We start from the raw sequence: 11697 nt of genomic DNA, 5'->3' as shown, positions 1-11697 counted from the left end.
GGCTGGAGGGGGTGTTCGGAGGAGGTGGGACGGATGGGGACCGTCGTCGGGAGGCAGGGGCGGACGCTGAGGGAGCGGGACCCCGAGGTCGCGGGGATCCTGGCGGCCGAGGCCCACCGCCGCCACACCACGCTCCAGCTGATCGCCGCCGAGAACTACACCTCGCCCGCCGTGCTTGAGGCCCTCGCCTCCCCTCTCGCGGACAAGTACGCCGAGGGCTACCCCGGCAACCGCTTCCACGGCGGCTGCGCCTACGCCGACCTGGCCGAGCGGACGGCGGTGGAGCGGGCCCAGGACCTCTTCGAGGCCGCGCACGTGAACGTGCAGCCCCACTCCGGCTCCGCCGCCGTGCTGGCCGCGTACGCCGCCCTCCTGCGTCCCGGGGACCCGGTGCTCGCCCTCGGCCTCGCCCACGGCGGCCACCTCACCCACGGGTCGCCCGCCAACTTCTCCGGCCGCTGGTTCCGCTTCACCGGCTACGGCGTCGACGCCGAGTCGGGCCTGCTGGACTACGAGCAGGTGCGGGCACTGGCCCGGGCGACGAAGCCGAAGGCCGTGGTCTGCGGGTCGATCGCGTACCCGCGGCACATCGACCACGCCGCGTTCCGGGAGATCGCCGACGAGGCCGGCGCCTACCTGATCGTCGACGCCGCGCACCCCATCGGCCTGGTGGCGGGCGGCGCCGCGCCCAGCCCGGTGCCGTACGCGGACGTGGTCTGCGCGACCACGCACAAGGTGCTGCGCGGCCCGCGCGGCGGGATGCTGCTGTGCACCGAGGAGCTGGCCGAGCGGATCGACCGGGCGGTCTTCCCCTTCACGCAGGGCGGGGCGCCGATGAACGTGGTCGCCGCGAAGGCGGTGGCCTTCGGGGAGGCGGCCACCCCGGAGTACGCGCGCTACGCGCACCGCACGGTCGCCAACGCCCGCGCCCTGGCGGAGCAGCTCGCCGCGGAGGGGCTGCACGTCACCACCGGCGGCACCGACACCCACCTGATCACTGCCGACCCGGCACCGCTCGGCGGACTCGACGGCCGGGCCGCCCGTGATCTGCTGGGCGCCGCCGGCATGGTTCTCGACACATCCGCACTGCCGCACGACAGCCGGGGTATCCGCCTGGGTACGGCTGCCGTGACGACTCTCGGGATGGGGGAGGAGGAGGCGCGGACCATCGCGTCCCTGGTGGGGCGGGCCCTGCGCGGTGACGTCGACGGGGCGCGCGCCGGGGCACGCGAGCTGGCCGAGGCCTTCCCGCCGCCGTACCCCGACCCCCAGGGGTGAAACCGTCGCGGCCACCCGGAAGTCATCACTTGTGACCGTCCCTCGCTAGGGTGGGGTCGGAGTTGGCCAGCGAGATCTGTGGGGAAGCCCGTGCGTGAATACCTGCTGACGCTCTGCATCACGGCCGCGGTGACGTACCTCCTGACGGGTCCGGTGCGGAAGTTCGCGATCGTGGCAGGCGCCATGCCCGAGGTGCGGGCGCGTGACGTGCACCGTGAACCCACCCCTCGGCTGGGCGGCATCGCGATGTTCTTCGGCATGTGCGCGGGACTGCTGGTCGCCTCGCAGCTGACCAATCTCGGCCAGGTCTTCGAGCGGTCCAACGAGCCGCGGGCGCTGCTCTCCGGCGCGGCGCTGATCTGGATCATCGGCGTGCTGGACGACAAGTTCGAGCTGGACGCGCTGATCAAGCTGGGCGCCCAGATGATCGCGGCCGGCGTGATGGTCATGCAGGGCCTCACCATCCTGTGGCTGCCCGTGCCGGGCGTCGGCATGGTGGCGCTCACCTCCTGGCAGGGCACCCTGCTGACCGTGGCACTGGTGGTGATCACCATCAACGCGGTGAACTTCGTCGACGGCCTCGACGGCTTGTCGTCCGGCATGGTGGCCATCGCCTCGCTGGCGTTCTTCCTGTACGGCTACCGGATCTGGTACGGCTACGGCATCGAGGCGGCCGCCCCGGCCACCCTGTTCGCCGCCATCCTGATCGGCATGTGCGTGGGATTCCTGCCGCACAACATGCACCCGGCGCGGATCTTCATGGGGGACTCCGGGTCGATGCTCATCGGCCTGGTCCTGGCGGCCGGGGCCATCTCCATCACCGGCCAGATCGACCCGGACGCGATGAGCCTGTTCGCCGGCGGCGAGCGCAGCGCGGTGCACGCGACCGTGCCGGTCTACATCCCGCTGCTGCTGCCGCTGACCATCATCGCGATCCCCGCCGCCGACCTGGTGCTGGCCATCGTGCGCCGTACCTGGCGCGGCCAGTCGCCGTTCGCCGCGGACCGCGGCCACCTGCACCACCGGCTGCTGGAGATCGGCCACTCGCACAGCCGGGCCGTGCTGATCATGTACTTCTGGTGCGGGCTGATCGCCTTCGGCGCGCTGTCGTACTCGGTGACCGCGGCGTCGATGTGGATCGTGCTGAGCGTCGCCCTGCTCAGCGCCCTGGGCCTGGTGCTGCTGCTGATGCCGCGCTTCACGCCGCGCGCCCCGCGCTGGGCCGAGGCGCTGCTGCCGCCGCGCTACCGGCGGACCCGGGGCGAGCCGGCCGACGAGGCCGACGCGGGCTCCCAGGACGTCGTGGAGGAGCACGCACCGGGCCACGAGGCCGAGCGGCGGCCCGCGGGCGCGCACGACGCCGCCCGTGAGCCCGGCGGGCAGGCGGGCGCCGGGGAGCCCGAGGGGCCGCAGGAGCCCGCGGACGGCCAGGACCGCGAGCCGGTGGCGGTCGGCGCGGCCCGGGTCGCCAACGGCGCCTCCGCGGTCGGGCACCGCACCCGCTTCCGCCGCCCCTGACCTCCGGACCGCAAGGTAAGAATCCTCCTAGAGCTTGACCCGCCCGAGGGACGCTCTTGGGGAGTGCTTGGGTGGGCAAATCGCCCCTATACCAGGCAAGAGGTGCGGCGAATCGTTACTGGCGCGCCGCTTAGCCCCCTCGTGTGACAGCAGGCACACGAAGTAGGTAAAGACCTCATCAAATAGTTTGTGATAGCGTTCACGAGTAGCCCGGACCGGAGCCGGACCAGCGCGTACGGCGGCCTCCCGGCCGCCAGGTGCGACGGTCTCCCGGCCCCAGGTTCTCTCTCACACCCCGGGTCTACGCTCGTCCATGACGACACCCTGCCCCCCTCAGCAAGCGGAGTTGCCGCCATGCCGTCCAACGACGTTCGGATGCTCACCCACACCGCCGTGCCCACGGCCGCCGTCGGCGCGATCGTCGCCGTCGTCAGCGGGCTGGTCGCCGGCGGCAAGGGTGCTCTCGGCGCCGTCGTCGGGACGCTGGTGGTCATCCTCTTCATGGGGATCGGGCTCTACGTACTGCAGCGCGTCGCGAGGTCGCTTCCGCACCTGTTCCAGGCCATGGGGCTGATGCTCTACACGGCACAGATCCTGTTGCTGTTCTTCTTCGTGGCCGTGTTCAAGGACACGTCGCTGTTCCACCCCAAGACCTTCGCGATCTCGCTGGTCGTCGGCACCATCACCTGGGTCGCCGCGCAGGCACGGGCGCACATGAAGGCCAAGATCCTGTACGTCGAACCCGAGTCGACCGAGAACGAGAAGACGCAGAAGACGGGGCGCTCGTCGTGAGGGGTGGGGGCGCGGGAATCTCAGCTGAGCGTTCCTGCTATCGTCCGTTGCCGACTGCGGCATCGCGGGCGCGGGCATGCGAGCTGACGCCTGCTCGAACGCGAGGCTTGATGCCCCCCGGCCGCCCCCACATCCGTAAGACCAGTCCCGTGCCGAACAGCGGCCTCGTGCCGCGCCGACACAACGAGGTTGCCGTACCTATGCGCCACGCTGAAGGAGCCCGCGGTGAGTGCTGACCCGACGCAGGTGCTCGCCTTCGAGACCGACTGCCACATCTTCGATGGCTGTGGCTTCCCGGCTCCGGGCCTGCACTCGTTCCTGTTCGAGCCCCTGTGGGGCGACGCGGACAGCAACCTGTACTTCAACAAGTCGATGCTCCTCGCCCTCCTGGGTTCGGTCATCGTGATCGGCTTCTTCTGGGCCGCCTTCCGCAAGCCGAAGATGGTTCCCGGCAAGCTGCAGATGGTGGCCGAGTTCGGCTACGACTTCATCCGCCGCGGTGTGGTCTACGAGACCCTCGGGCGCAAGGAGGGCGAGAAGTACGTCCCCCTGGTCGTCTCGATGTTCTTCTTCATCTGGATGATGAACCTCTGGTCGGTCATCCCGCTCGCCCAGTTCCCGGTGACGGCGATCATCGCCTACCCGGCGGTCCTGGCGCTCATCGTCTACGTCCTGTGGGTGAGCCTGACCTTCAAGCGCCACGGCTTCGTCGGCGGCTGGAAGAACATCACCGGTTACAACAAGGACCTCGGCCCGGTTCTGCCGCTGGCCATGCTGATCGAGTTCTTCTCGAACCTGCTGGTCCGCCCCTTCACCCACGCGGTGCGACTGTTCGCGAACATGTTCGCGGGCCACACGCTTCTGGTGCTCTTCACGATCGCCAGCTGGTACCTGCTGAACGGCATCGGCATCGCCTACGCCGGCGTCAGCTTCATCATGGTCATCGTGATGACGGTCTTCGAGCTGTTCATCCAGGCCCTGCAGGCGTACGTCTTCGTGCTGCTGACCTGCACCTTCATCCAGGGCGCGCTCGCAGAGCACCACTGAGTCTCACGCCCGTAGGACCCGACCCCCAGTCGTCCGGTGGCCAACCCCCACCGGTCCGTTGAGAAAAGGAAGAACTGGCATGTCCACTCTTGCCGCAGTTACCGGTTCTGTCGCCTCCATCGGCTACGGCCTCGCCGCCATCGGCCCCGGCGTCGGCGTCGGCATCATCTTCGGTAACGGCACCCAGGCGCTGGCCCGCCAGCCCGAGGCCGCCGGCCTGATCCGTGCCAACCAGATCCTCGGCTTCGCCTTCTGTGAGGCGCTCGCCCTCATCGGTCTGGTCATGCCGTTCGTCTACGGCCAGTGATCTAACGATCCCCACCAGCCGACTAGACGAAAGGCATTGACATGAGCCAGCTGCTCACGATCGCGTCCGAGGAGGTCCAGAACCCCCTCGTGCCGCCGGTCCCCGAGCTTGTCATCGGCCTGATCGCCTTCGTCATCGTCTTCGCCGTCTTCGCCTGGAAGCTCCTCCCGAACATCAACAAGGTTCTGGAAGAGCGCCGCGAGGCCATCGAGGGCGGTATCGAGAAGGCCGAGGCCGCTCAGACCGAGGCCAACAGCGTGCTCGAGCAGTACAAGGCTCAGCTCGCCGAGGCCCGCCACGAGGCCGCGCGCCTGCGCTCGGAGGCGCAGGAGCAGGGTGCCGCGCTCATCGCCGAGATGCGTGCGGAGGGCCAGCGCCAGCGCGAGGAGATCATCGCCGCCGGTCACGCGCAGATCGAGGCCGACCGCAAGGCCGCCGCGACCGCGCTGCGCCAGGACGTCGGCAAGCTTGCCACCGACCTGGCCGGCAAGCTCGTGGGCGAGTCCCTCGAGGACCACGCCCGTCAGAGCCGCGTCATCGACCGCTTCCTCGGCGAGCTCGAGGAGAAGGCCGAGGCCGCGCGATGAACGGAGCGAGCCGCGAGGCCCTGGTCGCCGCCCGTGAGCGACTCGACGCGCTGACGGACTCCACGTCCGTCGACGCGGCGCGGCTCGCCGACGAGCTGGCCGCCGTCACCGCGCTGCTCGACCGCGAGGTGTCGCTGCGTCGGGTCCTCACCGACCCGGCGCAGTCCGGAGAGGCCAAGGCCGACCTGGTCCAGCGTCTGCTGGGCACCCAGATCGGCGGTCCGGCCACCGACCTGGTGTCGGGCATGGTCCGGTCCCGCTGGTCCGCCCCGCGCCACCTGGTGGACGCGGTGGAGGAGCTGGCGAACCTCGCCGACCTCACGGCGGCCCAGAAGGCCGGCGCCCTGGACGACGTCGAGGACGAGCTGTTCCGGTTCGGCCGGATCGTCGCCTCGAACGCCGGCCTGCGCGCCGCGCTGACCGACCGGTCGGCGAGCGCCGCGGCCAAGAGCGGTCTGCTGAGCAGGCTGCTCGGCGGCCGAGCCAACGCCGCCACCGAGCGCCTGGTGATCCGTCTGGTGACCGCGCCGCGTGGACGTAGCCTGGAGGCGGGACTCGAGTCCCTCGCCAAGCTCGCCGCCGGCCGCCGTAACCGGATGGTCGCCGTGGTCACCTCCGCGGTGCCGCTGAGCGAGATCCAGAAGCAGCGCCTCAGCGCCGCGCTGGTCAAGCTCTACGGCCGCGCCATGCACCTCAACCTCGACGTGGACCCCGCGGTCCTCGGCGGGATCCGGGTGCAGGTCGGCGACGAGGTCATCAACGGCTCGGTCGTGGACCGCATCGAGGACGCCAACCGGCGCCTCGCGGGCTGACCGGGTCGCGACAGCGAGCCGAACACAGCAAGCAGTACGTATTTACGGCCCTGGTTGGGCCGTGCAGAGGATGCAAAGTTTCTGGGGGAGCCCCCCAGATTCCCCCAAGAAACTTCGGGCCCAACAAGGAGAGCAGGGAACCCAGATGGCGGAGCTCACGATCCGGCCGGAGGAGATCCGGGACGCGCTGGAGAACTTTGTCCAGTCGTACAAGCCGGACGCGGCCTCGCGCGAGGAGGTCGGTACGGTCACCCTTGCCGGCGACGGCATCGCGAAGGTCGAGGGTCTTCCCTCGGCCATGGCCAACGAACTGCTGAAGTTCGAGGACGGCACCCTCGGCCTCGCCCTCAACCTCGAGGAGCGCGAGATCGGTGCCATCGTCCTCGGCGAGTTCAGCGGCATCGAGGAGGGCCAGCCGGTGCACCGCACCGGAGAGGTCCTGTCGGTCGCCGTGGGCGAGGGTTACCTCGGCCGCGTGGTCGACCCCCTCGGCAACCCCATCGACGGCCTCGGCGAGATCGCGACCGAGGGCCGCCGCGCCCTCGAGCTGCAGGCCCCCACGGTCATGCAGCGCAAGTCGGTGCACGAGCCGATGGAGACCGGCTACAAGGCCGTCGACGCGATGACCCCCGTCGGCCGTGGTCAGCGTCAGCTGATCATCGGTGACCGCCAGACCGGCAAGACCGCCCTGGCCGTCGACACGATCATCAACCAGAAGGCCAACTGGAAGACGGGCGACCCGAAGAAGCAGGTCCGCTGCATCTACGTCGCCATCGGCCAGAAGGGCTCCACCATCGCGTCGGTCCGCCGCGCGCTGGAGGAGAACGGCGCTCTGGAGTACACGACCATCGTCGCCGCCCCGGCGTCCGACCCGGCCGGCTTCAAGTACCTGGCGCCGTACACCGGTTCGGCCATCGGTCAGCACTGGATGTACCAGGGCAAGCACGTCCTGATCATCTTCGACGACCTGTCGAAGCAGGCCGACGCCTACCGCGCCGTGTCGCTGCTGCTGCGTCGTCCGCCGGGCCGCGAGGCCTACCCGGGTGACGTCTTCTACCTGCACTCGCGTCTGCTGGAGCGCTGCGCCAAGCTCTCCGACGACATGGGCGCCGGTTCGATGACGGGTCTGCCGATCGTCGAGACCAAGGCCAACGACGTCTCGGCGTTCATCCCGACCAACGTCATCTCCATCACCGACGGCCAGTGCTTCCTGGAGTCGGACCTCTTCAACGCCGGTCAGCGCCCCGCGCTGAACGTCGGTATCTCCGTCTCCCGAGTCGGTGGTTCCGCGCAGCACAAGGCGATGAAGCAGGTCTCCGGCCGTCTGCGTGTCGACCTGGCCCAGTTCCGTGAGCTCGAGGCGTTCGCCGCCTTCGGTTCCGACCTGGACGCCGCGTCGAAGGCGCAGCTGGAGCGCGGTCAGCGCATGGTCGAGCTGCTCAAGCAGGCTCAGTACCAGCCGATGGCCACCGAGGACCAGGTCGTCTCCGTCTGGGCCGGCACCACCGGCAAGATGGACGAGGTCCCGGTCCAGGACATCCGCCGCTTCGAGTCGGAGCTGCTGGCGTACCTGCGTCAGAACGAGTCGGGCCTGCTCCTGTCGATCCGCGAGGGCGGCAAGATGTCGGACGACACCCTGACGGCCGTCGCCGACGCCATCGCCGCGTTCAAGAAGACGTTCACGACGTCGGACGGCAAGCTGCTCGGCGAGGACGCTCCGGTTTCCGTCTCCAAGTGACGTAAGGAAGGGACCTGACTCATGGGAGCTCAGCTCCGGGTCTACAAGCGTCGCATCCGATCCGTCACCGCGACCAAGAAGATCACCAAGGCGATGGAGATGATCGCCGCCTCGCGTGTCGTCAAGGCGCAGCGCAAGGTGGCGGCCTCCACGCCGTACGCGACCGAGCTCACCCGCGCGGTCACGGCGGTGGGCACCGGCTCGAACACGCGCCACCCGCTGACCACGGAGGCGGACAACCCGACCCGTGCCGCGGTCCTGCTCCTCTCGAGCGACCGCGGTCTGGCCGGCGCGTTCAACTCCAACGCCATCAAGGCGGCGGAGCAGCTCACCGAGAAGCTCGAGGCCGCGGGCAAGCAGGTCGACACGTACATCGTCGGCCGGCGTGGTCTGGCCCACTACAACTTCCGCGAGCGCAAGGTCGCGGGACAGTGGACGGGCTTCACCGACGAGCCGACGTACGCGGACGCCAAGCTGGTCGCGGCGCCGCTGATCGAGGCGATCGAGACGGAGACGGCGGAGGGTGGTGTGGACGAGCTCCACATCGTCTACACCGAGTTCGTGTCGATGATGACGCAGACCGCCATCCAGGCTCAGCTGCTTCCGCTCAAGCTCGAAGAGGTCGCGGAGGAGCTCCCCGCCAAGGGCGAGATCCTTCCGCTGTACGACTTCGAGCCGTCCGCGGAGGACGTCCTCGACGCGCTGCTGCCGCGGTACGTCGAGAGCCGTATCTACAACGCGCTGCTGCAGTCGGCCGCTTCGAAGCACGCCGCCACCCGGCGTGCGATGAAGTCGGCCACCGACAACGCCGGAGAGCTCATCGAGACGCTCTCCCGGCTTGCCAACGCGGCCCGCCAGGCCGAAATCACCCAGGAAATCAGCGAGATCGTCGGTGGCGCAGGCGCCCTGGCCGACGCGACCGCGGGGAGTGACAACTAATGACCACCACTGTTGAGCCGACCGCTGGCGCGGGCGTGGCCTCCGGCCGCGTCGCGCGGGTCATCGGCCCGGTCGTCGACGTGGAGTTCCCCGTCGACGCGATGCCGGAGATCTACAACGCCCTTCACGTCGAGGTGGCCGACCCGGCCAACGCCGGCGCGAAGAAGACGCTGACCCTCGAGGTCGCCCAGCACCTGGGCGACGGCCTGGTCCGCGCCATCTCCATGCAGCCCACCGACGGTCTGGTCCGCCAGGCCCCGGTGACCGACACGGGCACGGGCATCACCGTCCCGGTCGGCGACTTCACCAAGGGCAAGGTGTTCAACACCCTCGGTGAGGTGCTGAACTCCGACGAGTCCTACACCGGTGAGCGCTGGACCATCCACCGCCAGGCGCCGAACTTCGACGAGCTCGAGTCGAAGACCGAGATGTTCGAGACCGGCGTCAAGGTCATCGACCTGCTGACCCCGTACGTCAAGGGCGGCAAGATCGGTCTGTTCGGCGGCGCCGGCGTCGGCAAGACGGTGCTCATCCAGGAGATGATCTACCGCGTCGCCAACAACCACGACGGTGTCTCCGTGTTCGCCGGTGTCGGCGAGCGCACCCGTGAGGGCAACGACCTGATCGAGGAGATGTCGGACTCCGGCGTCATCGACAAGACCGCCCTGGTCTTCGGTCAGATGGACGAGCCGCCGGGCACCCGTCTGCGCGTGGCCCTGGCCGGTCTGACCATGGCGGAGTACTTCCGCGATGTGCAGAAGCAGGACGTGCTGTTCTTCATCGACAACATCTTCCGCTTCACCCAGGCCGGTTCCGAGGTGTCGACCCTGCTCGGCCGTATGCCCTCCGCGGTGGGCTACCAGCCGAACCTGGCCGACGAGATGGGTCTCCTCCAGGAGCGCATCACCTCGACCCGTGGTCACTCGATCACCTCGATGCAGGCGATCTACGTCCCCGCGGACGACCTGACCGACCCGGCCCCGGCCACCACCTTCGCCCACCTCGACGCGACGACGGTTCTCTCCCGTCCGATCTCCGAGAAGGGCATCTACCCGGCCGTGGACCCGCTGGACTCCACGTCCCGGATCCTGGACCCCCGCTACATCGCGGCGGACCACTACAACACGGCCATGCGCGTCAAGGGGATCCTGCAGAAGTACAAGGACCTCCAGGACATCATCGCGATCCTCGGTATCGACGAGCTCGGCGAGGAGGACAAGCTCGTCGTCCACCGTGCCCGTCGCGTGGAGCGCTTCCTGTCCCAGAACACCCACGTCGCCAAGCAGTTCACCGGCGTGGACGGTTCGGACGTGCCGCTGGACGAGTCGATCACGGCGTTCAACGCGATCTGTGACGGTGAGTTCGACCACTTCCCGGAGCAGGCGTTCTTCATGTGCGGTGGCCTCGAGGACCTCAAGGCCAACGCCAAGGAGCTGGGCGTCTCCTGAACCCCTGGGTTCTGAGAGCCGGTTGAGGTGAGGAGGGCCCGTCTTCGGGCGGGCCCTCCGCCTCCTCCCCGCTTCCCCTCCGGGACGACGTTCCCGGGACCCCCGTCTTCGGACGGGTCTAGACTTTGACCCAACACCCGGCATACCGCCGGGTGGTGACCCGAGGAGCCACCCTTGGCTGCTGAGCTGCACGTCGAGCTGGTCGCTGCCGACCGCCAGGTCTGGTCCGGCGAGGCCACCCTGGTCGTGGCGCGCACCACCTCCGGCGACATCGGCGTCATGCCCGGTCACCAGCCGCTGCTCGGTGTGCTGGAGTCGGGCCCCGTGACCATCCGTACGGTCGGCGGTGAGACGGTCGTGGCAGCGGTCCACGGCGGTTTCATCTCCTTCGCGGACAACAAGCTGTCGCTGCTGGCCGAGATCGCCGAGCTGTCGGACGAGATCGACGTCCAGCGCGCGGAGCGGGCGCTGGAGCGCGCGAAGTCGGACGCCGACGCCTCCGCCGAGCGCCGCGCCGACGTCCGCCTGCGGGCGGTGTCGGCCCGCTGACCCCGGCGCGCCCGGCGCGCGCTGTGCACGCGCGTGACTCAGCCGCGGCCGGTTCCGGAACACTCCGGAACCGGCCGCGGCTGAGGTGAATCCGGAGACGGTTCCCGCGTTACCGGTTTTCATCTTTGCCAGTTGACAGGTTCCCAGTTCTAGGAGACGAGGAGGTCGGTGCCGATGATCCTCGCTCTGACTGTGATCGGGACGCTGGTCGTGCTCGCGGGGGTGGGACTGTTCGCCTTCGGGATGCGACGCCGGCTGATCCAGCGGTCGGGGGGCACCTTCGACTGCAGCCTGCGCTGGGAGGCCCCCGCGCCGTCCGAGGGCGGCGAGGGCGACGGCAAGGGCTGGGCGTACGGGGTGGCCCGGTACAGCGGCGACAGCATCGCCTGGTACCGGGTCTTCTCGTACTCGCCGCGGCCGCGCCGGCTGCTGGAGCGGTCCGCCATCGAGGTGGTCGGCCGGCGGCTGCCGGAGGGCGAGGAGGAACTGGCGCTGCTGCTGAACGCGGTGGTGCTGGTGTGCGTCCACCGGGGCACGCGGCTGGAGCTGGCGATGACGGACGACGCGTTGACGGGGTTCCTGGCGTGGCTGGAGGCGGCGCCGCCGGGGCAGAGGGTCAACGTCGCGTAGGCGTCGCGTGACGCGAATGTCGAGCGGGGGCCGCCTGGGGGCGGCCCCCGCT

Annotated in this window: 12 protein-coding genes; all 12 read left to right on the top strand. The window is 69.5% G+C overall.

Annotation, left to right across the window (positions count from 1 at the left end):
- The first annotated feature begins 33 nt into the window (after positions 1-33).
- The 12 genes from ACOV8S_RS14340 to ACOV8S_RS14285 all read left to right on the top strand — a co-directional run bounded on the left by ACOV8S_RS14340 (position 34) and on the right by ACOV8S_RS14285 (position 11645).
- Positions 34-1278, top strand: a complete 1245-nt coding sequence (locus ACOV8S_RS14340) for a serine hydroxymethyltransferase (protein ID WP_448318194.1) — start codon at positions 34-36, stop codon at positions 1276-1278.
- 90 nt (positions 1279-1368) lie between these two features.
- Positions 1369-2796, top strand: coding sequence for an MraY family glycosyltransferase (locus ACOV8S_RS14335; RefSeq protein WP_448318193.1), 1428 nt, complete (start codon positions 1369-1371; stop codon positions 2794-2796).
- A 354-nt stretch (positions 2797-3150) separates the two neighbouring features.
- On the top strand, positions 3151-3588 hold the full coding sequence (locus ACOV8S_RS14330) for a hypothetical protein (protein WP_448318192.1): 438 nt from the start codon (positions 3151-3153) through the stop codon (positions 3586-3588).
- A gap of 225 nt (positions 3589-3813) precedes the next feature.
- On the top strand, positions 3814-4635 hold the full coding sequence (atpB, locus tag ACOV8S_RS14325; protein WP_351111762.1) for a F0F1 ATP synthase subunit A: 822 nt from the start codon (positions 3814-3816) through the stop codon (positions 4633-4635).
- Between the two features lie 79 nt (positions 4636-4714).
- Complete coding sequence (atpE, locus tag ACOV8S_RS14320; protein ID WP_108954361.1) at positions 4715-4942, top strand: ATP synthase F0 subunit C; 228 nt, start codon at positions 4715-4717, stop codon at positions 4940-4942.
- A gap of 41 nt (positions 4943-4983) precedes the next feature.
- A complete protein-coding gene (locus ACOV8S_RS14315) occupies positions 4984-5529 on the top strand; it encodes a F0F1 ATP synthase subunit B (RefSeq protein WP_351111764.1) in 546 nt (181 codons plus the stop codon).
- Positions 5526-6341, top strand: a complete 816-nt coding sequence (locus ACOV8S_RS14310; protein WP_448318191.1) for a F0F1 ATP synthase subunit delta — start codon at positions 5526-5528, stop codon at positions 6339-6341. Before ACOV8S_RS14315 ends, ACOV8S_RS14310 begins: the two co-directional genes overlap by 4 nt.
- A 145-nt stretch (positions 6342-6486) precedes the next feature.
- Positions 6487-8079: a F0F1 ATP synthase subunit alpha gene (atpA, locus tag ACOV8S_RS14305; protein WP_448318190.1), complete on the top strand. Its 1593-nt coding sequence runs from the start codon at positions 6487-6489 to the stop codon at positions 8077-8079.
- Between the two features lie 21 nt (positions 8080-8100).
- Positions 8101-9018, top strand: coding sequence for a F0F1 ATP synthase subunit gamma (locus ACOV8S_RS14300; RefSeq protein ID WP_448318189.1), 918 nt, complete (start codon positions 8101-8103; stop codon positions 9016-9018).
- Positions 9018-10466, top strand: a complete 1449-nt coding sequence (gene atpD / locus ACOV8S_RS14295; protein WP_448318188.1) for a F0F1 ATP synthase subunit beta — start codon at positions 9018-9020, stop codon at positions 10464-10466. Before ACOV8S_RS14300 ends, atpD begins: the two co-directional genes overlap by 1 nt.
- 174 nt (positions 10467-10640) lie before the next feature.
- Positions 10641-11015, top strand: coding sequence for a F0F1 ATP synthase subunit epsilon (locus tag ACOV8S_RS14290; RefSeq protein ID WP_351111774.1), 375 nt, complete (start codon positions 10641-10643; stop codon positions 11013-11015).
- Positions 11016-11189: 174 nt separating this feature from the next.
- The gene (locus ACOV8S_RS14285; protein WP_448318187.1) at positions 11190-11645 is read left to right on the top strand and encodes a DUF2550 domain-containing protein; all 456 of its coding nucleotides are present in this window, start codon (positions 11190-11192) and stop codon (positions 11643-11645) included.
- Positions 11646-11697: the final 52 nt, after the last annotated feature.

The sequence above is a fragment of the Streptomyces sp. CO7 genome (genome assembly GCF_053474865.1).
Note: the sequence above shows the minus strand (reverse complement) of the source record. Positions and strands in the feature narration are given on the sequence as shown.

Bases quoted from the DNA above. Each gene is read 5' to 3' on its own strand.
- ACOV8S_RS14340 (WP_448318194.1), top strand. From the start codon at position 34: ATGGGGACCGTCGTCGGGAGGCAGGGGCGGACGCTGAGGGAGCGGGAC.
- ACOV8S_RS14330 (WP_448318192.1), top strand. From the start codon at position 3,151: ATGCCGTCCAACGACGTTCGGATGCTCACCCACACCGCCGTGCCCACG.
- atpE (WP_108954361.1), top strand. From the start codon at position 4,715: ATGTCCACTCTTGCCGCAGTTACCGGTTCTGTCGCCTCCATCGGCTAC.
- ACOV8S_RS14315 (WP_351111764.1), top strand. From the start codon at position 4,984: ATGAGCCAGCTGCTCACGATCGCGTCCGAGGAGGTCCAGAACCCCCTC.
- ACOV8S_RS14310 (WP_448318191.1), top strand. From the start codon at position 5,526: ATGAACGGAGCGAGCCGCGAGGCCCTGGTCGCCGCCCGTGAGCGACTC.
- atpA (WP_448318190.1), top strand. From the start codon at position 6,487: ATGGCGGAGCTCACGATCCGGCCGGAGGAGATCCGGGACGCGCTGGAG.
- ACOV8S_RS14300 (WP_448318189.1), top strand. From the start codon at position 8,101: ATGGGAGCTCAGCTCCGGGTCTACAAGCGTCGCATCCGATCCGTCACC.
- atpD (WP_448318188.1), top strand. From the start codon at position 9,018: ATGACCACCACTGTTGAGCCGACCGCTGGCGCGGGCGTGGCCTCCGGC.
- ACOV8S_RS14285 (WP_448318187.1), top strand. From the start codon at position 11,190: ATGATCCTCGCTCTGACTGTGATCGGGACGCTGGTCGTGCTCGCGGGG.